This window comes from Pseudomonas sp. NFPP28, assembly GCF_900115535.1.
GTDB classification, from domain to species: Bacteria; Pseudomonadota; Gammaproteobacteria; order Pseudomonadales; family Pseudomonadaceae; genus Aquipseudomonas; species Aquipseudomonas extremorientalis.
On the sequence record NZ_FOWT01000010.1, the window covers coordinates 93812 to 117629 of the forward strand.

Consider the following 23818-nt stretch of genomic DNA (forward strand, 5'->3'; position numbering starts at 1 on the left):
TTAATTTGGCGTCTTTGTGTCGAACGCAAAATGTGGGAGGAGATAAGCCCCTCCCACATTTGATTGCATTTCAAATGTGCGAGGGGGTAATTAGAAGAAGCCCAGCGGATTAATGTCGTAGCTCACCAGCAAGTTCTTGGTCTGCTGGTAGTGATCCAACATCATCTTGTGGGTTTCACGGCCAACGCCGGACTTCTTGTAACCACCGAACGCGGCATGGGCCGGGTACAGGTGGTAGCAGTTGGTCCACACGCGGCCCGCCTTGATCGCGCGGCCCATGCGGTAGGCGCGGTTGATGTCGCGGGTCCACACACCGGCGCCCAGGCCGAACTCGGTGTCGTTGGCAATCGCCAGGGCTTCGGCTTCGTCCTTGAAAGTGGTGATGCTCACCACCGGGCCGAAGATTTCTTCCTGGAACACACGCATCTCGTTGGTGCCCTTGAGCAGGGTCGGCTGGATGTAATAGCCGCCGGCCATGTCGCCGCTAAGCTTCTCGACCTTGCCGCCGGTCAGCAACTGCGCGCCTTCGCCCTTGGCGATTTCCAGGTAGGACAGGATCTTGTCGAACTGCTGCTCGGACGCCTGGGCGCCGACCATGGTGTCGGTATCCAGCGGGTCGCCGCGTTTGATCGACTCGATCTTCTTCATCACCACTTTCATGAAGTCGTCGTAGATCGATTCTTCCACCAGTGCACGGGAAGGGCAGGTGCACACTTCGCCCTGGTTGAAGAACGCTAGCACCAGGCCTTCGGCTGCTTTTTCGATGAACGAAGGTTCGGCTTTCATGATGTCGGCGAAGAAGATGTTCGGCGACTTGCCGCCCAGCTCAACAGTCGACGGAATAATGTTCTCGGCCGCCGCATGCATGATGTGCGAACCCACCGGGGTGGAGCCGGTGAAGGCAATCTTGGCGATGCGCTTGCTGGTCGCCAGGGCTTCGCCGGCTTCCTTGCCGAAACCGTGCACCACGTTCAGCACGCCCGGTGGCAGCAGGTCGCCGATCACTTCCAGCAGCACGTTGATGCCCAGCGGGGTTTGCTCGGCAGGCTTGAGCACCACACAGTTACCGGCGGCCAGCGCCGGGGCGAGTTTCCACGCGGCCATCAGCAGCGGGAAGTTCCACGGGATGATCTGGCCAACCACGCCCAGCGGTTCGTGGAAGTGGTAGGAGGCGGTGTGTTCGTTGATCTCGGCGCTGGTGCCTTCCTGGGCGCGAATGCAGCCGGCGAAGTAGCGGAAGTGGTCGGCCGCCAGCGGGATGTCGGCGTTGAGGGTTTCACGCACGGCCTTGCCGTTGTCCCAGGTTTCGGTGATGGCCAGCAGTTCGAGGTTCTGTTCGATGCGGTCGGCGATTTTCAACAGGACCAGCGAACGGTCCTGGGCCGAGGTCTTGCCCCAGGCGTCGGCGGCGGCGTGGGCGGCGTCCAGGGCTTTGTCGATGTCTTTGGCGGTGGAACGCGGGAATTCAGCAATTGCCTTGCCGTTGACCGGCGAAGTGTTGGTGAAATAGTTGCCATCGACCGGTGCAACGAACTCGCCACCGATGTAGTTGCCGTACTTGGCCTTGAACGAAACGATGGCGCCTTCAGTACCGGGGTGTGCGTAACGCATGGTGGGTATCTCCTGGCTTTTATGTTTATTGGGAGCGCAGCGCAACGAGCGCTTGATAAGCGTAGAGCAAAGGTTGGGCCACCGCTGTGTGAGCCAGCTAAATCAAGGGGTTGGGCATTGTTGCAAGGCGTTGCTGTGGCAGGGTTGATACAGCCTGTGTGACAGTTTGTGCCGTAAACGGTACAGCCCGTGACCGGCGGGTCGGCACGGGATTGCATTGCCTGGATGGCTGGGGGATGCTGGGGGTTCTCACGCAGGGAGAATAATAAGAAATGCACAACGATCATTTCAGTCGCCATGCCCAGCAAGTCCTCACCGTGGCGCATGGTCGCGACCCATCCAGCGATCCCTCCATCGCCCGCTCCTGGCTGCGCTGCCTGGAGGACTATCACCTCGACCCTGCGCAAACCATTGCCCCCACCGTGCTTGAACACGGGCGCCTGCTGGAAAGCCGCGAGCGCCTGCAACAGGTGCTGCATATCGCCGGCAGTGAGATGAACAGCCTGCACCAGCAGCTGTCCGGCGCCGGGCATGCGGTACTGCTGACCGATGCGCGAGGCGTGATCCTCAACTGTGTCACCGCGCCGTCCGAGCGCAAGATCTTCGAACGCGCCGGGCTTTGGCTGGGCGCTGACTGGAGCGAAGCGTGCGAGGGCACCAACGGCATCGGCACCTGCCTGGTGGAGCGCCAATCCCTGACCATTCATCGTGATGAACACTTCCGTGGCCGGCATACCGGGCTGACCTGTTCGGCTAGCCCGGTGTTCGATCCCCATGGCGATCTGCTGGCTGTGCTGGATGTGTCCTCGGCCCGCGAGGCGGTGTCGCGTCAGAGCCAGTTCCACACCATGGCGCTGGTCAATCTGTCGGCGAAGATGATCGAGAGTTGCTATTTCTTGCGCCACTTTGAAAACCACTGGTTGCTGCGCTTTCACCTGCAGGCTGAGTCGGTGGGGTTGTTCAGTGAAGGATTGCTGGCGTTCGATGGCGACGGGCGCATCTGCGCGGTGAACCAAAGTGCGCTGAACCTGTTGGGGCAGTTGCGTGGCGGTCTGCTGGGCCAGCCGGTGGAGGCATTTTTCGAATGCACCCTCGATCAGTTGCTCGGCCGCGCCAGCGCCAATGCCACCGCCAGTTGGCCGTTGCGTACCCGCGATGGTCGGCATTTGTTCGCGGCGCTGCGCGGTCAGGTGCGCAGTATTCCCACACCCGTTGCCAAACCTGCGGTAGTGGAACGGCCGCGCCTGCCCGGCATCTGCCTGGGCGATCCAGCTCTGCAGCAGGACTTCAGCAAGGCGTTGCGGGTTTTCGAGCGCGATGTGCCGTTGCTGATCAATGGCGAAACCGGTTCCGGTAAAGAGGCCTTTGCCAAGGCCGTGCATCAGGCCAGCCAGCGGGCCGACAAGGCATTTGTGGCACTCAACTGTGCCGCCATCCCGGAAAGCCTGATCGAAAGTGAATTGTTCGGCTATCGGGGAGGCAGCTTTACCGGTGCGCGCAAAGAAGGCATGCAAGGCAAGTTGCAGCAAGCCGATGGCGGCACCCTGTTTCTCGACGAAATCGGCGATATGCCCCTGGCGCTGCAAACCCGTCTGCTAAGAGTGCTGGAGGACCGGCTGGTGGTGCCGCTCGGCGGTGAGCCCGAGGCGGTAAACGTACGAATTATCAGCGCCACCCATCGCAATTTGCTGGCGCGTGTGCAGGACGGCACCTTTCGCGAAGACTTGTACTACCGGCTCAATGGTCTGGAAATTTCCCTGCCGGCACTGCGTGATCGCGCGGACAAATCCCAGTTGCTGGATTTTCTGCTGGGCCAGGAGGCGGGTGAGCAACAGGTCGCGCTGGATCCTGCTGCACGCCGTGTGTTGTTGGCGTTTGCCTGGCCGGGCAATGTGCGTCAGATGCGCATGGTGCTGCGCACGCTGATCGCGCTATGTACGGACGGTCTTGTTCGGCTTGAAGACGTGCCCGCCCGTGTTCGTGGTTCGCAGACCGCACAGGCAAACAGTGTCATGCCATCGGTTGATTCATCGCTTGATGTCGCCGAACGTGGAGCGTTGCTGGCCGCCTTGGCGCAGCAACACTGGCACATGAGCCAGACCGCGGTTTTATTGGGCATCAGTCGAAATACGTTATATAGAAAGTTGCGCAAGTACGGAATCGCTCGTCAATTGCGCCAGGAATGTTAGTTGCCGGTCGCTTATTAACTGCGGCGTGTAAGTCACGGTTATCGCTCACCGTCCGAGGGGTCGGCTTTGTTTGCGCGGCATTGGTTTTCTGGAACTGGTGGTTGGTTTTTCAAGACGCAAAGGATAAGGCCAATGTGCAATTTGGCCTTGCCTGTCTCAACAACCATCCGTTTCAGAAGTTATCAGGGTGAAGGTTATGCGTATAACAGGTCAGACTCCGGCAACACCTATGCAAACTGAACAACCGTCCACCGAGTCATCAAAAGAGCCCACGGCACCGCCCATTAATTATCCCAGTGATGAAGCCCAAAACGGGCAAGAGGTACACAGTCGTCGCAAGAGAGACTTGTTTTTCAACCCGTTCAGGCGGCGTCCGCCATCACCACCGACACGGGGAAGCAGCGTTGGAGGCTCACGGCCACGCCTCAATCCCCCGCCTGCAAGCCCAGCGCCGCCGACGGGGTCTGCGGGAAGTGCCTTCAAGAGTATTTTGCCAAAGATCACTGGCCAGCCGGTGACCAATGTGATTCCGTCCCAGAGCCATGCTGCTCCCAAGAGCTTGGCCGAGGTGACGCAAAACCTGATCGTTGCAGACCGATTGCACAAGGCCGGTGTGTTTTCTACTTCCCCCAAACTCGGCACGGTGGCCCGTGATGCCTTTGTAAATGCGGGTGTCAATGGGCTCGTCAGTGCGCCACTCAGTATTGCAACCTACGCAGGGTCCGCTTGGACAGGAGAGGCGATCAAAGGCCAGTACGCCGCACAGACCCCGGTACTGCCACCGGTGCACCAACCGGCCCCCAGCACTCAGGGGACGACGCCCACGGGCAGTATTTCGACGCAGAATGCCAATGTAGACACGCGATTGGCCCTGGCCGAACTGCGTATCGAGGTCGTGGCGAATAACATCATGGCAATACGGGAGGGGACGGATGCGACGGCCCTCAAATTGGTTGAACGTGATTCACAGTCTCCGGGTGAGCGACTGGCCGCGCTTGAGGCCTTGTACGACGTCGCCGAAAATCAACTCAAGATGATCGGTGATGAAAACGACATGATCTTTCGACCTTACAAAGAAGCTTCCGGCGCAACGACCGGTACCGACAGCAGCCGGCTGGACAGCCTGGACAAGCGTTTTGAGGCGGTGAACAAGTTCATCGGCAAACTCATCGTACTCAAGGCCACCGAGTTACCCGTCGAAACAACAGCTGATACGGCGACCGTCTGAGTCCCCGGGCGGCCCTCCGGGGCCGCTTCCTGACAGCTAAAGAGTGCGATTTTCGCCCCCCTGCGCTAACCTGCCTCGATGTTTTACGAGGTCGACTATGCACATTCATATTCTCGGTATCTGCGGCACGTTCATGGGCTCGATGGCGGTGCTGGCCAAAGAGCTGGGCCACCATGTCACCGGCTCCGACGCCAACGTCTATCCGCCCATGAGCACGCAACTCGAGGCCCAGGGCATCGAGCTGACCCAAGGCTACGACCCGGAGCAATTCGACCCGGTCCCTGACCTGGTGGTGATCGGCAACGCCATGTCCCGTGGCAACCCAGCGGTCGAATATGTGCTCAACAAAGGTTTGCCTTATGTGTCTGGCCCGCAGTGGCTGGCCGACCACGTGCTGCAAGGCCGCTGGGTACTTGCTGTCGCCGGCACTCACGGCAAGACCACCACCAGCAGCATGCTGGCCTGGGTGCTTGAGCATGCGGGCATGAGCCCGGGCTTCCTGATTGGCGGCGTGCCGCAGAATTTCTCGGTGTCGGCGCGCTTGGGCGACACGCCGTTCTTCGTGATCGAGGCGGATGAATACGACAGCGCCTTCTTCGACAAGCGCTCAAAGTTCGTTCACTACCGTCCGCGCACGGCAATCCTGAACAACCTGGAATTCGATCACGCCGACATCTTCCCCGACCTGGCGGCCATCGAGCGCCAGTTCCACCACTTGGTGCGGACCATTCCAAGCGAAGGCCTGGTGATCCACCCGACCACCGAGCCTGCCTTGCAGCGCGTGATCGAGATGGGCTGCTGGACCCCGGTACAAACCACCGGCGCGGGCGGGCAGTGGCAGGTCAAGTTGCTCAGCGAAGACGGTTCCCGCTTTGAAGTGCTGTTCGAGGGCGAGGCCCAAGGCATCGTCGAGTGGGACATGACCGGCCAGCATAACGTCGCCAACGCTTTGGTGACCCTGGCGGCTGCGCGGCATGTAGGCGTAGTGCCGTCCATGGGTATCGCCGCGCTGAGTGCATTCAAGAGCGTGAAACGGCGTATGGAAAAGGTCGCCGACGTGAATGGGATTACCATCTACGACGACTTTGCCCACCACCCGACGGCGATTGCCACCACCCTGGATGGCCTGCGCAAGCGCGTTGGCGATGCGCCGATCATTGCGATTGTCGAGCCGCGCTCCAACTCCATGAAGCTTGGCGCGCACCGCGACGGCCTGCCGGAAAGCGTCAACGATGCCGACCAGGTGGTCTGGTACGCACCGGCCAATCTCGGCTGGGACCTGCCGGCGATTGCCGCCCTGTGCACGGTGCCGTCCAGCGTCTGCGACTCCATCGAAGGCATCATCGAACACGTCAAGCACCAGGCCAAGCCCGGCACTCACGTAGTGGTCATGAGCAACGGCGGCTTTGGCGGCCTGCATGGCAAGTTGGCCGAGGCGCTGAAATGAGCGGCCCGGAGCGCGTCACCCTGGCGATGACCGGTGCATCCGGCGCACCCTATGGCTTGCGTCTGCTCGATTGCCTGGTGCGTGAAGACCGCGAAGTGCATTTCCTGATCTCCAAGGCCGCGCAGTTGGTGATGGCCACCGAGACCGACGTGGCGCTGCCGCCCAAGGTGCAGGCCATGCAGGCCTTCCTCACCGAATACACCGGTGCGGCGGCGGGGCAGATCAAGGTCTACGGCAAAGAGGACTGGATGTCGCCGGTGGCGTCCGGCTCGGGAGCGCCGGCGGCGATGGTGGTGGTGCCGTGTTCCACGGGCACCTTGTCGGCGATTGCCACGGGGGCCTGCAACAACTTGATCGAACGGGCTGCTGACGTGACCTTGAAGGAGCGCCGCCAGTTGATCCTGGTGCCACGAGAAGCGCCGTATTCGAGCATTCACCTGGAGCACATGCTCAAGTTGTCGAACATGGGCGTGACCATTCTGCCGGCCTCGCCGGGTTTCTATCACCAGCCGCAGACCATCGATGACCTGGTGGACTTTGTGGTGGCGCGCATTCTCAACCTGCTGAACATTCCCCAGGACATGCTGCCACGTTGGGGCGAGCACCATTTGAGCAGCGATGAATAAGGCGCTGCTGGTCCTGCTGGCGCTGCAACTGACGGGCTGCGCCACCGCGCGTACGTTGGACGCGGCGCAACCGGGTGCGCCGGTGGTGTATGCCGGCACGCGGTTGGATTTGTATGCGATGAATGGTGGCTGCTGCGCCAAGGACAGGTTTGGTGCCGAGGCGCCGGGTTATCCTGGGGTGGATCTGCCGGCGAGTGCGTTGCTCGATACCTTGTTGTTGCCGCTGTCGGTGTTGACGGTGTTGGGCGTTGGTTTCAACGCCACGGGCGGCCTGTAACCCTGGGGCAAGCCCGCTCGCCACGAAAAAGCCCTTCAGTGGGAAGGGGCCGGTTATTTGCCGAGTTTGCGCAACTCGTCCGACTCCACCACCCGCACCCCATCCTGCTCTTCCAGCGCCAGGCGCCACATGGCGCGGGCCAGTTCGCACACTTCAATGCCGTGGTATTTGCCCGGAATCAACCGCGACAGCGGCCCGGCCAATTGCTCCGCCAAGCGCGGTTGCAAGCGTTCCCCCAGCAACAACGAAGGCCGCACGATGGTCAGCTGTGGCCAGTCCTGGGCCCTCAAGGCTTGTTCCATTTCCCCCTTGACGCGGTTGTAGAACACCGAGGATTTCGGGTCGGCGCCAATCGCGCTGATCACGATCAGGTGCCGCGCGCCCATTTCCCGCGCACGCTTGGCGAAGGCCACGACCATGTCCAGGTCAACCGCGCGAAAGGCGGCTTCGGAACCAGCTTGTTTGAGGGTGGTGCCCAGGCAGCAGAAGGCGATATCCACCCGGCCGCTCAGTTGTGGCAGGAGCACCGCCGGGTCGCCCACCGGGTTTTCCAAATGCGGGTGTTCGGCCAGCGGCTTGCGGCTGGGCGCAAGCACGCGGGTCACGGTGGGTTCGTTGAGCAGGCGGTCGAGCAGGTGTTCGCCGGTAAGGCCGGTGGCTCCGGCGAGCAAGATATGCTGAGGCGTCAGGTACATGGTGTTTCCCCCTTGTTACACGTTACAGCTTAGTTGCCTTTGGCTTCCTTGCTATTCATTGAGACGCTTTCCAGCGCCTTTCGTGCCTGCTGTTTGCGTAATAATTGCCAGTGGGCGATCACACCCTTGGGGGCCCAGATCTGCGGTTCGGAGGCTTCGAAGTTGTCCGCCTGTTCGCGTTCGGCCACATGCAGTTGCGCCAGCTTGAAGGCTTGCTGCAAGTCGTCGGTCTGGTTGAGGGCTTGGGCGAAGAGGGCGTCGCCGAAATAGGTGAAGTCGGCTTCCTCGGAGCAGCCGAAGGACACGCGGTCGGCCCGGGAGGCGGTCATGATCAGCGTGTGCTCATCCTTCAAGGCCGGGATGAAGCCGCCGGAGTAGCAGGCCGAAATCACCACGATCTTGTCGCGGTTCTTCAGCGGTGCCAGCACGGCCGCCAGCTCATCGGCTGGCAGGTCGGCCAGCTCCATGCGCGGCTGGTCCAGCACCAGTTCGTGTTCGTGGGTACCGTGGCTGGTCATGTAGATGAACACCAAGTCTTCCGGGCCGGTGCGCTCGGCCAGGGTTTGCACGGCGCGACGCAAGCTTTCGCGGGTGGCCAGGGGGCGATCGGTGATGTGGTCGCGGTGATTGACCAGGCGAATCTGCCCGCGTGCGCCGAAGCGGGTGGCGAGCATATTGCTGACGTAATCGGCTTCGCGCAGGAACACGCTTTGTTTACCGTCGCCAGCCACGGCCAGGGTGTACAGCTCCACGGCGGGGGTGGAGGCGGGCACGGCGGCGAGGGCTGCATCCAGCAGGCGGCCTTGGGCCAGCACGCCGATTTCCAGGGGGTCGGGCAGCAGCTTGCCGTCGGCGTCACGCACGCGCATGCCATTGACCCAGGTACCGGCCTGCACGGTGCCGTCGGTGAGGACCAGGGTACCTTTGCCTTGATAGTTGTCGCCGTCGAAACCGCCGATATAGAAGCTGCCATCGGTGAGGTTGAGGCGACCTTCGCCGCTAAAGCGCCAATCAGCGAACTGGCCGACGTAGTGGCTGCCATCCACACCGATCAACTCGCCCTTGCCGCTGAGCGCGCCTTCCTTGAATTGGCCGATCCACACGTCGCCATCGGCGTTCTCGTAGCGGCCCTTGCCGTTGAGTTGGTTCTGCTTGAACTGGCCGACATAGATGTCACCGTCGGCGCTGTTGAAGGTGCCGTTGCCTTCCAACTGGCCATCGACGAAATGGCCGCTGAACTGGTTGCCGCTGTCGTCGTTACGCTGGCCTTCGCCATTGGGCTTGCCGTGGGCGAACTGGCCCTGGTACTGGCTGCCGTCCGCCAGCTCCAGGCGACCAAGGCCGGAATACTGGTCGTCCTTGAATTCGCCGCGATAGGTCATCTGCCCCTCTTTGAGGGTGCCTTCGCCATTGCGTCGTCCGTTCTTGAAGCCGCCCACATAGTGGCTGCCCGCCGTGGTCAGGCTGCCCTGGCCATCGAACAGGCCTTGCTGGAACCGGCCTTTATAGACTTCGCCGTTGCTGCCATGCCATTCGCCCTGGCCGTGCCACTGGCCCTTGTCGAACTGCCCGGCGTACCAGCTGCCGTTGGGGTAGTCCACGCGGCCCTGGCCCTGCAGCAAGCCATCGACCACATCACCCCGGTAGCGGCCGCCATCAGGCAGGCGCGCATCGGGCGGCAACAGCGATTCGCCATCTCCGCAAGCGGTGAGCAACAGGGCAAGGGCGAGGGGAGCGAGTGGGCGCATAGCGGGATCCGGATAATTGAGCGCCGAGTATGCCGCAGCTGCGAGTTTCATACATAAATTTACATACCCTGTGGTGAGGTTTATTTCCCCACCACAGGCACGGCCTTATACAAAGCAGAGTGACAACGACTCGGCAATGTAAGCCGGTTTTTCCTGGCCTTCGATTTCCAGGGTGCAGGTTGCCTTGAGCAACCACTGGCCGGGCTTTTTCTCGGACACGTCGGTGAGGGTGACCGCCAGGCGCACGTTGGAGTTGACCTTCACCGGCTGGATGAAGCGCACGCTGTCCAAACCATAATTGACTGCCATCTTTAGGCCTTCGGGCATGATCAGGATGTCTTCGATCAGCTTGGGAATCAGCGACAACGACAGGAAGCCGTGGGCGATGGTGCTGCCGAATGGCGTTTGCGCGGCCTTGACCGGGTCGACGTGGATGAACTGATGATCGCCCGTGGCCTCGGCGAACAGGTTGATGCGTGCCTGGTCGATGGTGAGCCATTCGGAACGTCCCAGTTCCTTGCCGACATAGTCTTTGAGCTGCGCTACGGGTACATGGGGCATTGCGTCTCTCCTTGGTTCATCGGTGCTGTTTTTATCGATTACAGAGAACCAATGTAGATCATCATGGCCAATCGGCCCGGTCAACCCACCATGCTTTTGGCGAATGCCGGTGCATAGGGCGGGCATGCTTATAATGCGGGCGAGTTTCGAGGGGGAAGAACGGATGCTGTTACGGGGCCTGACCTGGCTGGTGCTGTTTCAATTGATCGGCACCGCGATCAATCATTTGCTGTTGCCGGTACTGCCGGGGCCGATCATCGGGCTGCTGCTGATGCTGGGTTTCCTGGTCTGGCGTGGCGAAGTCGGCGAGCCATTGAGCCTGGCCGCCAGCAGCCTGTTACGGTACCTGCCGTTGCTGCTGGTGCCGCCGGCGGTAGGCGTGATGGTGTATGCCAAGGACATCGCCGCGGACTTCTGGGCCATTGTCGGTGCGCTGGTGTTGTCACTGGTGATTGCCATGGGCTTTGTCGGCGTGTTGATGCAGCAGATGGTCAAGCGCAAGGAGAAGGATCAATGACCTTCGACTGGCAGGGCGCCTGGGCGGCGGTGATCCATCACCCGTTGTTCGGCATCGGCATCACCCTGGGTGCCTATCAACTGGTACTGGCCGGTTTCGAGAAAACTCGCTGGATCTTCCTGCAGCCTGTACTGGTTTCCATGCTGCTGGTGATCGGCGTACTGATCAGCTGTGGCCTGAGCTACGCCGAGTACCGCAAGAGCACCGAGATCATGGGCATCCTGCTGGGCCCGGCGACGGTGGCCCTGGCGGTGCCGCTCTACTTGAACCTGCGGCGCATTCGCCAATTGTTCTGGCCGATTTTTACTACGCTGGTGATAGGCGGAGTGTTGGCCACCGGCCTGTGTGTACTGCTGGGCTGGTGGTTTGGCGCCGAACACAGGATGTTGATGACCATGGCGCCCAAGTCGGTGACCTCGCCGATCGCCATGCTGGTGGCCGAGCAGATTGGCGGTGTGGCGGCATTGGCGGCGGTGTTTGTGCTGATCACCGGGGTGATCGGCGCGATGATCGGCCCGGCATACCTGTCGCGCCTGGGCGTGCACAGCCCTGAGGCGCGGGGCATGGCCCTGGGCATGACCGCCCACGCGGTCGGCACCTCAGTGGCGTTGCAGGAAAGCGAAGAGTGCGGCGCCTTTGCGGCGCTGGCCATGAGTCTGATGGGCGTGGCCACGGCAGTGTTCCTGCCGCTGGCTGTGTCGGTGATCGTTTAAACCGGGTTTAAGGAAACCTTTATGAGTCTGGCGCTGTTCCCACTCAATACCGTGCTATTCCCAGGCTGCACCCTCGACCTGCAATTGTTCGAGGCGCGCTATCTGGACATGGTCGCCCGCTGCATGAAAAAGGGCGAAAGCTTCGGCGTGGTGTGCATCCTCGACGGCAAGGAAGTGGGCCTGGCCCCGGACGGCTACGCGCTGATCGGCTGTGAAGCGCTGATCCGCGACTTCAAGCAGCAGGACAATGGCCTGCTGGGGATTCGTGTCGAAGGCGGTCGCCGGTTCCGGGTGCGTGACGCGGGCGTGCAGAAAGACCAACTGCTGGTGGCTGATGTGCAGTGGCTCGAAGAACTGCCGGATCAACCGCTGGAAGAAGAGGACGCCGACCTGCTGGCATTGCTCCAGGCGTTGGCCGAGCATCCGATGGTGGCCTCGCTGGACATGGACGCCCACGCCGACGGGCAGCAAGCCTTGGGCAATCAACTGGCGTATCTGCTGCCATTCACCGAGGCCGACAAGATCGACCTGCTGCAACTCGACGACCCGCAGCAGCGCCTGGATGCGATCCAGATGCTGCTCGATGAGTTGCAGGGCGAGTTGTTCACTTAATAGGCATAACGCAGCAGGGCGTGGGGCGTGCCGGTGAGGGCGATAAAGCTGAGCACCGCCACCAATGCTGGCAGCAACAGCCACCAGGCTTTTTGCGGCATCGCCGGCAGCGGGCTGCGGTACTGGCTGACCCCCAGGCTGAACGCACATACCGTCATCGCCAGCAGCGTGCCGGCCAGGATGTCTGTGGGCCAATGCGCGCCCAGGTAGACCCGCGACAATGCGATAAAGGCGGCGGGAATGCAGCCCAGCAGCATCCAGGTCAGGCGTAGCCGGATGGGTTGCCCGCGCCCGGCCAGGACCGCGAGGGCCAGGAAAAACGCAAACGCGCCGGATGCATGGCCGCTGGGCATACTGAAACTGGTCAGTGGGTCTGTGAGGATTTCCGGGCGGCCACGGGCGAAAAACAACTTGGTTCCGGTGTTGATCACCGCCGCACCGGCGAGGGTCGCGCCGACAAACACCGCATGGCGCCATTGCCGAGCCACTAGCAGCAAGCCGGTAAACACGGCGCTGGCGACGAACATCTTCTTGAATTCGCCCAGTTGGGTGATGCGCACCATCACTTCGTCCAGCCAGGGGCTGCGGTGCTCCTGTACCAGGGCGCTCAGGCCCTGGTCAAAGTCATTGAGGTGGGGGTAGCCGATAAACAAGGCGATCAACATCGTCAGGCTGGCGCAACCGATCCAAAGGGTAGCGCGACGATGGCCACGCAGGCTGCTGTTCAGGCTCAGGCCCACCACCACCGCGATACAGGCTGCTACCACTCCCGCTTCAGGCCAGAAACCCTCCGGCAATGGCAGGCGGAACGCGGCGCCGGTCGCCCAGCCTGGCAGCAGGTACGCCACCGACCAGCCCGCCGCCGCCACGAGGCTGACAATCGCAAAACGCGGGAAGGGCATGTCGCACATCCCGGCCACCATCGGCAGCATGGGCCGCAGCGGGCCGATGAAGCGCCCGACCAGCAGGCTGGCAATGCCGTACTTGTGGAAGTAGGTTTCGGCGCCGTTCATCCATTCCGGGTGATGACGCAAGCCGGGCAAGCGCCGGATGTTCTGGTGGAAATGTCGCCCCAAGTAGTAGGAAACCCCGTCACCCAACAATCCGCCGAGGAAGCCCAGCAGCAGGGTCTCGCTCAGTGACAGCGCACCGCTGCCGGCGAGGGCGGCAATGGCAAACAACAATACCGTGCCCGGCACGATCAGCCCGGCGATGGCCAGGCACTCCACGCAGGCGACGATAAACACCGCGACCGCCAGCCATTCGGGGTTCAGGGTCAACCAGCCGGTAATGCTATCGAGCCATTGGCCCATACAATCCACTCCATGCTCAAATCAAAAAATAATCGCGGCCTTCGACCTGGCCCCTGCGCAGCGGGTTCCGCGTGCAATAAGGCGCGTAGCCAGCATCGACGAAGCGGTACATCAGGTGTTCATCACGCCCGCTGGGAATCCCCAGGCGGGTGGTCTGGATGATCTGGGTCGGGGTCTGCCCCACATCTTCCACGTAGAGCCGTTCCTGATCGAAGCGCTTGGCATCCCACATCGGCACCTTCAGACCCAAGGCCTTACACAGCAGGGTCTGGCCGGCGCACAGTTTTTGCGAGGCGCGGGGACTGCCGTCGGGGGTCGGGTTGTTCAACAACATCTGTGCCAGGCTGGCCGGGCCTGATACGTCATCGACCCATGGATAGGCCGATTTGATCAACACGGCATTGCCTGGTCCATGGGCGCTGAAGTTCAGCGAATCGCCACCCCGGGCGTAGTACATGTAGATATGCCCGCCATCCAGAAACAAAGCCTTACGCTTTTCTGTGTAGCCCAATGAGGCGTGACTGCCTTTTTCCGCCACGTAATAGGCTTCGGTTTCAATAATCCGCGCCGAAAGCCAGGTTTCACCGACGCGATGGCGGATGACTTTGCCGAGCAATTCCTGCGCAAGCAGTTGCGCGTCACGGTCGAAGAAGCAGTCGGGCAGGGCGCTGGCGGGGAGTTGCGGCGATGAACTGGGCATGGCGGTCAGGGTAAATACGGCTAAATGTGACGGAATCATAACAACTCCCACCTTAATTACCGCTGAACCCCAGGTTTTTACAGTTCATTTCGACCATCCGCCCCTCACCGCTGTCAGTCGGGCGGCGTCACAGCTATAATCTGCCGCTTTCCTCCCTGCCAAGACTCCCTGACCATGACTGAGTCCGTTCTTGACTACATGACCCGCCTGGGTCGCGCTGCCCGTCAGGCCTCGCGGTTGATCGCCCGTGCGAGCACTGCGCAGAAGAACCGTGCCCTGCTGGCCGCCGCCGATGCCCTGGATGCTTCGCGCTCCGAGCTCAGCGCCGCCAACGAGCAAGACCTGGCCAACGGCCGCGCCAGTGGCCTGGAGCCGGCCCTGCTGGACCGCCTGGCACTGACTCCGGCACGTATCGACGACATGATCGAAGGCCTGCGTCAGGTGGCCAAGCTGCCTGACCCCATCGGTGAAATTCGCGACATGCGTTACCTGCCGTCCGGCATTCAGGTCGGCAAGATGCGCGTGCCCCTGGGCGTGATCGGTATCATTTACGAGTCGCGTCCGAACGTGACCATCGACGCCGCGAGCCTGTGCCTGAAGTCTGGCAACGCCACCATCCTGCGCGGCGGTTCCGAGGCGATCAATTCCAACCGTGCCATCGCGGCCTGCATCCAGCAGGGCCTGGCCGTGGCCGAGTTGCCCGCCGAAGTGGTGCAAGTGGTGGAAACCACCGACCGCGCCGCCGTGGGTGCGCTGATCACCATGCCGGAATTCGTCGACGTGATCGTGCCGCGTGGCGGCAAGAGCCTGATCGAGCGCGTCAGCCGCGATGCCAAGGTGCCAGTGATCAAGCACCTGGACGGCGTGTGCCACGTGTACATCGACATCGCCGCCGACATCGACAAGGCGATCCGCATCGCCGACAACGCCAAGACTCACCGCTATGCCCCGTGCAACACCATGGAAACCCTGCTGGTGCACGTCGGCATTGCCGAGCGCGTGCTACCGCCGCTGGCTGCCATCTACCGCGACAAGGGCGTTGAACTGCGCGGTTGCGAGCGCACCCGTGCGCTGCTGGGTGCGGACGTGATCGAGGCGACCGAGCTGGACTGGTACACCGAATACACCGCGCCGATCCTGTCGATCAAGATCGTCGATGACCTCGACGAAGCCATCGAACACATCAACACCTACGGCTCCAAGCACACCGACGCCATTGTCTCCGAGCATTTCAGCGATGCCCGGCGCTTCCTCAACGAAGTGGATTCCGCCTCGGTGATGATCAACGCTTCGACACGCTTTGCCGACGGCTTCGAATACGGCCTGGGCGCAGAGATCGGGATTTCCACCGACAAGCTCCACGCCCGTGGCCCGGTCGGGCTGGAAGGCCTGACCAGCGAGAAGTACGTGGTGTTCGGCGACGGTCATGTGCGCACTTGATGGGTAAACGCATCGGGCTGCTCGGCGGTACCTTCGACCCCGTGCACATCGGCCATTTGCGCAGTGCCCTGGAAGTTGCGGATGCCCTCGCGCTGGACGAGCTGCGCGTGATGCCCAATGCGCGGCCGCCCCATCGCGATACGCCGCAGGTATCGCCGCAGCAACGCCTGGAAATGGTGCGCCTGGCGGTGGAAGGCATAACGCCGCTGGTGGTGGACGACCGCGAGCTCAAGCGCGATAAACCGTCCTACACTGTTGACACCCTGGAGCTGATGCGCGCCGAGTTGGCCGCGGATGACCAGTTGTTTTTGCTTCTGGGCTGGGACGCTTTTTGCGGCCTGCCCTCTTGGCATCGCTGGGAGGAACTCCTCCAGCATTGTCACATCCTGGTTCTGCAACGCCCGGATGCCGACAGCGAACCGCCGGATGCCTTGCGCAACCTGCTGGCCGCGCGGTCGGTAAGTGACCCCTTGGCCCTGACCGGGCCGAACGGGAATATTGCATTCGTCTGGCAGACCCCGCTTGCGGTGTCCGCCACCCAGATCCGTCAACTGCTGGCCAGCGGGAAGTCGGTACGTTTCCTGGTGCCTGACGCGGTCCTGGCCTACATCGATGCGCACGGGCTTTACCGTGCGTCGAACTGAAAAGGCGCGCTTGAACGCACGAAAAATCGTACGGCAGGCGCCCGAACATACGAGCAAAACGAGTTTTATATGACGAACAAAGACGTAAGCAAAGTTAAGCGCAAAGGCACTTTCAAAAGCGCGCCGCTGCCGGTTGAAGCCCACGTAGGCCCGGAACTGGCCGGCGAAGAGCTGGTAAAGGTCGCCGTGGCTGCCCTGGAGGACGTCAAGGCCCAGGATATCCAGGTGCTGGACGTGCGCGACAAGCAGAGCATCACCGACTTCATGATCATCGCCACCGGTACCTCGAACCGCCAGATCGGCGCGATGCTCGACAAGGTCCGCGAAGCCGTCAAAGCCCAAGGCGTGAAGCCGCTGGGTGAAGAAGGCAAGGGCGACAGCGACTGGGTGCTGCTGGACATGGACGATGTGATCGTTCACATGATGACCTCCAACGCTCGCCAGTTCTACGACCTGGAGCGTCTGTGGAAAGGCGCCGAGCAGAGCCGTGCCGCCGATGGCAAGCACCACAGCCCGGAAGTGGGCCACGCGCACTTCGACAAGCTGAACAAAGACCAGGAATAAGGAACGGCTGTGCGCCTGCGTCTGATTGCTGTCGGTTCACGCATGCCCAAGTGGGTGGAAGAAGGCTGGCACGAGTATGCCAAGCGTCTGCCCGCCGAGCTGTCGCTGGAACTGGTAGAGATACCGCTCAATACCCGGGGCAAGAATGCCGACGTGGCGCGCTTTATCCGTCAGGAAGGCGAAGCCATGCTGGCCAAGGTCGGCCCCAACGAGCGCATCGTCACCCTCGAAGTGCACGGCAAGCCCTGGAGCACCGAGCAGCTGGCGGTGGAACTGGATCGCTGGCGCCTGGACTCGCGTACGGTCAACTTCATGGTCGGCGGTCCCGAAGGGCTGGCGCCGGAAGTCTGTGCGCGGGCGGACCAGCGCTGGTCGCTGTCGGCGCTGACGCTGCCGCACCCGTTGGTAAGGATCCTGATCGGTGAACAGCTGTATCGCGCCTGGACAGTCCTGTCCGGGCACCCTTACCACAAATAATCTGCGCCCCTCCCGATGACCCAACCGATCCGCATCAAGGACCACGAGAAAGACGCACGTCTCGTACGCGCACGCGTGGTGTTTGGCGCGATCATGGTGGTGGCGTTGTTGGGCGTACTGATCGCCCGTCTGTATTTCCTGCAGGTGATCCAGTACGACTATCACTCCACGCTGTCGGAAAACAACCGGGTGCATGTGCAGCCGATCCCGCCGACCCGTGGGCTGATTTTCGACCGTAATGGCGTGGTGGTGGCGGACAACCGGCCCAGCTTCAGCCTGAGCATGACCCGCGAGCGCTCTGGCGACTGGCAGCAGATCCTCGATGTGATCGTCGAGGTGCTGCAACTGACGCCGGAAGACCGGGTGATCTTCGAGAAACGCATGAAGCAGGGGCGCCGGCCTTTCGAGCCGGTGCCGATCCTGTTCGAGCTGACCGAAGAGCAGATCGCGCGGATCGCGGTGAACCAGTTCCGCCTGCCGGGTGTGGAAGTGGTGGCGCAGTTGGTGCGGCATTACCCGCAGGGGCCGCACTTTGCTCACTCCGTCGGCTATATGGGGCGGATCAACGAGAAAGAGCTGAAAACCCTCGATCCGGTGAATTACAGCGGCACCCACCATATCGGCAAGACCGGCATCGAGCGTTTTTATGAGCCCGAGCTGCACGGCCAGGTGGGTTACGAGGAAGTCGAGACCAACGCCCGTGGCCGCGTGCTGCGGGTGCTCAAGCGCACCGACCCGGTGCCGGGCAAGGACATCGTACTGAGCCTGGACATCAAGTTGCAGGAAGCGGCGGAGATGGCCCTGGGCGGGCGTCGCGGCGCGGTGGTTGCCCTGGACCCGGCTACCGGTGAAGTCCTGGCGATGGTCAGCCAGCCGAGTTTCGACCCCAACCTGTTTGTGACCGGGATCAGCTTCAAGGCCTACGCCGAGTTGCGCGATTCCATTGATCGTCCGCTGTTCAACCGCGTGCTGCGCGGCCTGTACCCGCCGGGTTCGACCATCAAGCCGGCGGTGGCGATTGCCGGCCTGGACGCGGGTGTGGTTACCGCTTCCAGCCGCGTGTTCGACCCGGGCTACTACATGCTGCCCAACTACGATCACAAATACCGTAACTGGAACCGCACCGGCGACGGCTTTGTCGACCTGGACACCGCAATCATGCGCTCCAACGACACCTATTTTTACGACCTGGCCCATAAGCTCGGGATCGATCGCCTGTCTGCCTACATGGGCAAGTTCGGTCTCGGCCAGAAAGTCTCCCTGGACATGTTCGAAGAGTCCCCCGGCCTGATGCCGTCGCGGGAGTGGAAGCGCGCAACCCGCCGCCAGGCGTGGTTCCCGGGCGAAACCCTGATCCTCGGTATCGGCCAGGGCTACATGCAGGCCACGCCGCTGCAACTGGCCCAGGCCACGGCGTTGGTCGCCAACAAAGGCATCTGGAACCGTCCGCACCTGGCCAAGACCATCGAGGGCGAGAAGCCCCTGGATGAAAACCCGATCCCGAACATCGTGCTGCGCGATCCGTCCGACTGGACCAAGGTCAACCATGGCATGCAGCAAGTGATGCACGGTGCACGCGGCACCGCACGCAAGGCGGCCATTGGTGCGCAGTACCGCATTGCCGGCAAGAGCGGTACCGCCCAGGTGGTGGCGATCAAGCAGGGCGAAAAATACGACCGCTCCAAGGTTCAGGAACGCCACCGCGACCACGCCTTGTTTGTCGGCTTTGCCCCGGCGGACGATCCGAAGATCGTGGTCGCGGTGATGGTCGAGAACGGCGAGTCCGGCTCCGGCGTCGCGGCGCCCGTGGTGCGCCAGGTGATGGACGCCTGGCTGCTGGCCGACGACGGCAGGCTCAAGCCCGAATATGGCGGCCCCCCTTCAAGCACCGAGGTTACGGCCCGTGAAGAGTAATTTTGACCGCATCCTCTCCAGTGAGGATGTGATGCGTCGCCGTGCGACGTTGCTGCAACGCATGCACATTGATGGCCCGCTGCTGATCCTGCTGCTGACCCTGGCGGCCGGCAGCCTGTTCGTGCTGTATTCGGCCAGCGGCAAGAACTGGGACCTGCTGATCAAGCAGGCGTCGTCGTTCGGCCTGGGCTTGTTGTCGATGGTGGTGATCGCCCAGCTCGAGCCACGTTTCATGGCGCGCTGGGTGCCGCTGGGCTACGTCGCCGGGGTGTTGTTGCTGGTGGTGGTCGACGTGATGGGCCACAACGCCATGGGTGCCACCCGCTGGATCAACATTCCGGGGGTAATTCGATTCCAGCCGTCGGAATTCATGAAAATCCTGATGCCCGCGACCATTGCCTGGTACCTGTCCAAGCGCACCTTGCCGCCGCAGCTCAAGCACGTGGGGATCAGCCTGATCCTGATTGGCGTGCCGTTCATCCTGATCGTGCGCCAGCCCGACCTCGGCACCTCGCTGCTGATCCTGGCGGGTGGCGCGTTCGTGCTGTTCATGGGCGGCTTGCGCTGGCGCTGGATCCTCAGCGTGCTTGCCGCTGCCGTGCCGGTGGCCGTGGCCATGTGGTTCTTCTTTATGCACGACTACCAGAAGCAGCGGATCCTTACGTTCCTCGACCCGGAAAGCGATCCGCTGGGTACCGGCTGGAACATCATCCAGTCGAAGGCCGCCATCGGCTCCGGCGGGGTATTTGGTAAGGGTTGGTTACTGGGCACCCAGTCGCACCTGGACTTTTTGCCCGAGAGCCACACCGACTTCATTATTGCGGTGATGGGCGAAGAGTTCGGCCTGGTGGGCATTTGCGCGCTGTTGCTGATCTATCTGCTGTTGATTGGTCGCGGCCTGGTGATCACCGCGCAGGCGCAGACGCTGTTCGGCAAATTGCTCGCCGGCGCCCTGACCATGACTTTTTTTGTTTACGTTTTCGTCAACATCGGTATGGTCAGTGGCCTGTTGCCGGTGGTTGGGGTGCCGTTGCCATTCATTAGCTATGGCGGAACTTCGCTGGTGACATTGCTGTCAGCGTTTGGGGTTTTGATGTCGATTCATACGCATCGCAAATGGATCGCACAGGTTTGAATAAGGTGAAGATGTCAATGCAAGTAATGCGCGGCTGGGCGACTCGGCACGCGTCCTGGATGGGCCTGATTGGGCTGCTGGGCGCAACGCAGGAGGCGCAGGCCGGTGACTATGATGGTTCACCCCAGGTCGCCGAATTTGTCGGTGAGATGACCCGCGACTATGGTTTCGCCGGTGAACAGCTGATGGGCGTGTTCCGCGAAGCGCAGAAAAAGCAGGCGATCCTCGACGCCATCTCGCGCCCCGCCGAACGTGTGAAGCAGTGGAAGGAATATCGCCCGATGTTCCTCACCGACGCCCGCGTGGCCCGTGGTGTGGACTTCTGGCGCCAGCACGAGGCCGTGCTGGCTCGCGCCGAGCAGGAGTACGGCGTGCCGGCCCAGGTCATCGTTGCGATCATTGGCATTGAAACCTTCTACGGGCGCAATACCGGCAGCTATCGGGTGATCGACGCCTTGTCGACCCTGGGCTTCGATTATCCGCCCCGCGCCGAGTTCTTCCGCAAGGAACTGCGCGAGTTCCTGCTGCTGGCCCGCGAAGAGCAGGTCGACCCGCTGAGCCTCAAGGGTTCCTATGCCGGTGCGATGGGCTTGCCGCAGTTCATGCCGAGCAGCTTCCGCGCCTATGCAGTGGACTTCGACGGCGACGGGCATATCAATATCTGGAGCAACCCCGACGACGCCGTCGGCAGCGTGGCCAGCTACTTCAAGCGCCATGGCTGGGTCGCCGGCGAGCCGGTGGTGATCCGCGCCGATGTCAGTGGGGACCGCGTCGATGAAGGTCTGACTCAGGGCATCGAGCCGGCCAAGACGGTCGGGGAGTTGCGGGCGCTGGGCTGGTCGAGTCAGAATGCGCTGCCTGACGATATGCCGGTCACGGCATTCCGCCTTGAGGGCGAAAACGGCCCGGAATACTGGATGGGCCTGAAGAATTTCTACGCAATCACGCGTTATAACCGCAGTGTGATGTACGCCATGGCCGTGCATCAGCTGTCAGACATGCTGGTCCAAGCACGGGGCACTAAGTAATGCGGGCATCGCCGTTCAATCAACCGCTCAAGCTGGTGGCGTTCGTCGCGTTGTCCCTGCTGGTCGTCAGTTGCTCCACCAGCCGCGGTCCGGCGCAGAAGTCCGGGGGCACCGCAGTTCGTTCCCAGCCGGGCCTGGACATCAACCGTGCGCACAAAGACGGCGCGCCGTGGTGGGATGTCGATGTGTCGAAGATCCCGGACGCCACGCCCACCCTGCACACCGGTGCCTACAAGGCCAACCCGTACACCGTGCTGGGCAAGACCTATTTCCCGTTGCAGGACTCCAAGACCTACGTGCAATCGGGCACGGCTTCCTGGTACGGCACCAAGTTCCATGGCCAGAACACTGCCAACGGCGAAGTGTATGACCTGTATGGCATGAGTGCGGCGCACAAGACCCTGCCGCTGCCGAGCTATGTGCGGGTGACCAACCTGGACAACAACCGCACGGTGATCCTGCGCGTCAACGACCGTGGCCCGTTTTACTCGGACCGTATCATCGACCTGTCCTACGCCGCCGCGAAGAAACTCGGCTACGCCGAAACCGGCACTGCGCGGGTCAAGGTCGAAGGCATCGATCCGGCGCAGTACTGGGCCCAGCGCGGCAAGCCGGCACCGTTGATGCTCAACGAGCCGCAGACACCACAACCGCAAATCACCGCATCGGCCGGCAAGGTCGAGCAGTGGACACCGCCGCCACAGCAGCACGCCCCGGACACCGTGGCTGTGCCGCAGGCTGCCCAGGGCGCTTCGCTGGCTGGCGGCCAATACTTGCAGGTGGGCGCTTTCGCCAACCCGGATGCGGCAGAACTGTTAAGGTCCAAGCTCAGCAGCATGGTCAACGCGCCGGTCTTCATCAGTTCCATCGTGCGTAACCAGCAGACATTGCACCGTGTGCGCATGGGCCCGATCGGCTCGCCGAGCGAAGTGGCGCAAGTGCAGAACAGCGTGCGCCTGGCCAACCTGGGGCAACCCAGCGTGGTCACCGCTGAATAAACAGAATTGATGGTTCTGGCCCGTGCGCGGGGCAGGGCTGTGGTTGCTGGCTCGTTGAACAATAAAAACCCGGGGGCAAGGGGTGAGCGGGCAACCGAACACGTGACAGTCTGGTAGCGGACTGTCTGAATAAGTTTTGCCCGCGAGGGCAAGTTTCCATAAGCAATTTCGAGAGACGGATGAACATCACCACCTTAGCCAAACGCACGTGCCTGCTTCTTTCGCTGATCATCACCCCAGCCGCCTGGGCGGTTGAAATGGTGCCGGCTTCCCCGCAACTGGCTGCCAAGGCCTGGGTCCTCATGGATGCCGCCAGCGGCAATGTGCTGGTCGAGAACAACGGTGACCAGCGCCTGCCACCGGCCAGCCTGACCAAACTGATGACCGCCTACATCGCGACCCTGGAAATCCGTCGCGGCCAGATCGGCGAGAACGACCCGGTTACCGTCAGTGAAAACGCCTGGCGTACCGGCGGTTCGCGGATGTTCATCAAAGTGGGTTCGCAGGTGACTGTGAGCGACCTGCTGCACGGCATCATCATCCAGTCCGGTAACGACGCCAGCGTCGCCCTGGCCGAGCACATCGCCGGCAGCGAAGACGCGTTCGCCGACATGATGAACAAAACCGTGGCCGACCTGGGCATGACCAACAGCCACTTCATGAACCCGACCGGCCTGCCGAACCCGGAGCACTACTCGTCGGCGCACGACATGGCGATCCTGGCGCGCGCGATCATTCGTGTCGACCCGGTGCACTACGCGATCTACTCCCAGAAGGAGTTCTTCTGGAACAACATCAAGCAGCCTAACCGCAACCTGCTGCTGTGGCGCGACAAGACCGTCGACGGTCTGAAAACCGGCCACACCGAAGAAGCCGGCTACTGCATGGTGTCGTCCGCTGTGCGCGACGGCCAACGCCTGATCGCCGTAGTCTTCGGCACCAACAGCGAGCAGGCCCGTGCGGCCGAGACGCAGAAACTGCTGACCTACGGTTTCCGTTTCTTCGAAACCCAGACCTTCTACCAGAAGGGTACTGAGCTGGCGACCGCGCCGGTGTGGAAGGGTGCTACCTCCCAAGTCAAGGCCGGCCTGGCTGAAGACCTGACCCTGACCATGCCTAAAGGCCAGCTGAAGAAGCTGGCTGCCAGCATGACCATGAACCCGCAACTGGTTGCGCCCATCGCCAAGGGCGACGTGATCGGTAAAGTCGAAGTGAAGCTGGACGACAAGGTGGTGCACAGCGCCGACCTGATCGCCCTGGACGCCGTCGACGAAGGTGGTATCTTCCGCCGCGTGTGGGATAGCATCCGTCTATTCTTCTACAGCCTGTTCAACTGATTGTGTGCACCTGCAAGGCCCCGTGTTGATCCGACGCGGGGCTT

General features: G+C 62.0%; 23 protein-coding genes. 17 read left to right on the top strand and 6 right to left on the bottom strand.

All coding sequences use genetic code 11. The features are described 5' to 3' along the window. Positions 1 to 90: 90 nt before the first annotated feature. Positions 91 to 1611, bottom strand: a complete 1521-nt coding sequence (locus tag BM110_RS24505; RefSeq protein ID WP_093125664.1) for an acetaldehyde dehydrogenase ExaC — start codon at positions 1609 to 1611, stop codon at positions 91 to 93. Positions 1612 to 1883: 272 nt separating this feature from the next. On the opposite strand from BM110_RS24505, the gene BM110_RS24510 reads away from it, so the two are divergent. From BM110_RS24510 to BM110_RS24530, 5 genes are all read left to right on the top strand, one after another. After that, positions 1884 to 3800, top strand: a complete 1917-nt coding sequence (locus tag BM110_RS24510) for a sigma-54-dependent Fis family transcriptional regulator (RefSeq protein ID WP_093514306.1) — start codon at positions 1884 to 1886, stop codon at positions 3798 to 3800. A gap of 490 nt (positions 3801 to 4290) precedes the next feature. Next, on the top strand, positions 4291 to 5028 hold the full coding sequence (locus BM110_RS24515) for a hypothetical protein (protein ID WP_256575456.1): 738 nt from the start codon (positions 4291 to 4293) through the stop codon (positions 5026 to 5028). Between the two features lie 97 nt (positions 5029 to 5125). Beyond that, entirely contained in the window at positions 5126 to 6475 is a 1350-nt protein-coding gene (gene mpl, locus BM110_RS24520) for a UDP-N-acetylmuramate:L-alanyl-gamma-D-glutamyl-meso-diaminopimelate ligase (protein ID WP_093125669.1), read from the top strand. Beyond that, entirely contained in the window at positions 6472 to 7101 is a 630-nt protein-coding gene (gene ubiX, locus BM110_RS24525) for a flavin prenyltransferase UbiX (RefSeq protein ID WP_093125672.1), read from the top strand. The genes mpl and ubiX overlap by 4 nt, the downstream gene beginning before the upstream one ends. After that, the gene (locus BM110_RS24530) at positions 7094 to 7378 is read left to right on the top strand and encodes a YceK/YidQ family lipoprotein (protein WP_071493681.1); all 285 of its coding nucleotides are present in this window, start codon (positions 7094 to 7096) and stop codon (positions 7376 to 7378) included. The genes ubiX and BM110_RS24530 overlap by 8 nt, the downstream gene beginning before the upstream one ends. Positions 7379 to 7431: 53 nt before the next feature. On the opposite strand, the gene BM110_RS24535 is transcribed toward BM110_RS24530, so the two are convergent. From BM110_RS24535 to BM110_RS24545, 3 genes are all read right to left on the bottom strand, one after another. Continuing rightward, the gene (locus BM110_RS24535; protein ID WP_092248126.1) at positions 7432 to 8073 is read right to left on the bottom strand and encodes an oxidoreductase; all 642 of its coding nucleotides are present in this window, start codon (positions 8071 to 8073) and stop codon (positions 7432 to 7434) included. A 29-nt stretch (positions 8074 to 8102) separates the two neighbouring features. Next, complete coding sequence (locus tag BM110_RS24540) at positions 8103 to 9821, bottom strand: C13 family peptidase (RefSeq protein WP_092248130.1); 1719 nt, start codon at positions 9819 to 9821, stop codon at positions 8103 to 8105. Between the two features lie 105 nt (positions 9822 to 9926). Continuing rightward, positions 9927 to 10382, bottom strand: a complete 456-nt coding sequence (locus tag BM110_RS24545) for a MaoC family dehydratase (RefSeq protein ID WP_071489885.1) — start codon at positions 10380 to 10382, stop codon at positions 9927 to 9929. A gap of 163 nt (positions 10383 to 10545) precedes the next feature. On the opposite strand from BM110_RS24545, the gene BM110_RS24550 reads away from it, so the two are divergent. The 3 genes from BM110_RS24550 to BM110_RS24560 are packed head-to-tail and all read left to right on the top strand — an operon-like array spanning position 10546 to position 12224. Further along, positions 10546 to 10899, top strand: a complete 354-nt coding sequence (locus BM110_RS24550; RefSeq protein ID WP_015886074.1) for a CidA/LrgA family protein — start codon at positions 10546 to 10548, stop codon at positions 10897 to 10899. Beyond that, positions 10896 to 11612, top strand: a complete 717-nt coding sequence (locus BM110_RS24555) for an LrgB family protein (protein ID WP_092248136.1) — start codon at positions 10896 to 10898, stop codon at positions 11610 to 11612. Before BM110_RS24550 ends, BM110_RS24555 begins: the two co-directional genes overlap by 4 nt. 21 nt (positions 11613 to 11633) lie before the next feature. Further along, positions 11634 to 12224 (top strand): LON peptidase substrate-binding domain-containing protein, encoded by a 591-nt coding sequence (locus BM110_RS24560; protein WP_058427778.1) that lies wholly within the window; start codon positions 11634 to 11636, stop codon positions 12222 to 12224. Here BM110_RS24560 and BM110_RS24565 read toward each other — a convergent pair. Then, complete coding sequence (locus tag BM110_RS24565; protein WP_071489886.1) at positions 12221 to 13537, bottom strand: bifunctional DedA family/phosphatase PAP2 family protein; 1317 nt, start codon at positions 13535 to 13537, stop codon at positions 12221 to 12223. The two genes, BM110_RS24560 and BM110_RS24565, sit on opposite strands and share 4 nt — an antisense overlap. 16 nt (positions 13538 to 13553) lie before the next feature. Then, the gene (locus BM110_RS24570; RefSeq protein ID WP_093126020.1) at positions 13554 to 14237 is read right to left on the bottom strand and encodes a DNA-3-methyladenine glycosylase; all 684 of its coding nucleotides are present in this window, start codon (positions 14235 to 14237) and stop codon (positions 13554 to 13556) included. A 174-nt stretch (positions 14238 to 14411) separates the two neighbouring features. Between BM110_RS24570 and BM110_RS24575 the strand changes: the two genes are divergently transcribed. The 9 genes from BM110_RS24575 (at position 14412) to BM110_RS24615 (ending at position 23774) form a co-directional block, all read left to right on the top strand. Continuing rightward, complete coding sequence (locus tag BM110_RS24575) at positions 14412 to 15677, top strand: glutamate-5-semialdehyde dehydrogenase (RefSeq protein ID WP_092248139.1); 1266 nt, start codon at positions 14412 to 14414, stop codon at positions 15675 to 15677. Beyond that, the gene (gene nadD, locus BM110_RS24580) at positions 15677 to 16321 is read left to right on the top strand and encodes a nicotinate-nucleotide adenylyltransferase (RefSeq protein WP_071489888.1); all 645 of its coding nucleotides are present in this window, start codon (positions 15677 to 15679) and stop codon (positions 16319 to 16321) included. The genes BM110_RS24575 and nadD overlap by 1 nt, the downstream gene beginning before the upstream one ends. A 69-nt stretch (positions 16322 to 16390) precedes the next feature. Next, on the top strand, positions 16391 to 16885 hold the full coding sequence (gene rsfS, locus BM110_RS24585; protein WP_003176298.1) for a ribosome silencing factor: 495 nt from the start codon (positions 16391 to 16393) through the stop codon (positions 16883 to 16885). A 9-nt stretch (positions 16886 to 16894) separates the two neighbouring features. Beyond that, complete coding sequence (gene rlmH / locus BM110_RS24590) at positions 16895 to 17362, top strand: 23S rRNA (pseudouridine(1915)-N(3))-methyltransferase RlmH (protein ID WP_003176297.1); 468 nt, start codon at positions 16895 to 16897, stop codon at positions 17360 to 17362. Between the two features lie 15 nt (positions 17363 to 17377). After that, a complete protein-coding gene (gene mrdA, locus BM110_RS24595) occupies positions 17378 to 19276 on the top strand; it encodes a penicillin-binding protein 2 (protein ID WP_071489890.1) in 1899 nt (632 codons plus the stop codon). A gap of 31 nt (positions 19277 to 19307) precedes the next feature. After that, positions 19308 to 20411 carry a rod shape-determining protein RodA gene (gene rodA / locus BM110_RS24600; RefSeq protein ID WP_042570827.1) on the top strand — a complete coding sequence of 368 codons (1104 nt, stop codon included), beginning with the start codon at positions 19308 to 19310 and terminating at the stop codon, positions 20409 to 20411. A 17-nt stretch (positions 20412 to 20428) separates the two neighbouring features. Further along, the gene (gene mltB, locus BM110_RS24605; RefSeq protein ID WP_071489891.1) at positions 20429 to 21439 is read left to right on the top strand and encodes a lytic murein transglycosylase B; all 1011 of its coding nucleotides are present in this window, start codon (positions 20429 to 20431) and stop codon (positions 21437 to 21439) included. Next, positions 21439 to 22437 (top strand): septal ring lytic transglycosylase RlpA family protein, encoded by a 999-nt coding sequence (locus BM110_RS24610; protein WP_071489892.1) that lies wholly within the window; start codon positions 21439 to 21441, stop codon positions 22435 to 22437. The genes mltB and BM110_RS24610 overlap by 1 nt, the downstream gene beginning before the upstream one ends. A 179-nt stretch (positions 22438 to 22616) precedes the next feature. Next, positions 22617 to 23774, top strand: coding sequence for a D-alanyl-D-alanine carboxypeptidase family protein (locus tag BM110_RS24615; RefSeq protein ID WP_071489893.1), 1158 nt, complete (start codon positions 22617 to 22619; stop codon positions 23772 to 23774). Positions 23775 to 23818 lie beyond the last annotated feature (44 nt).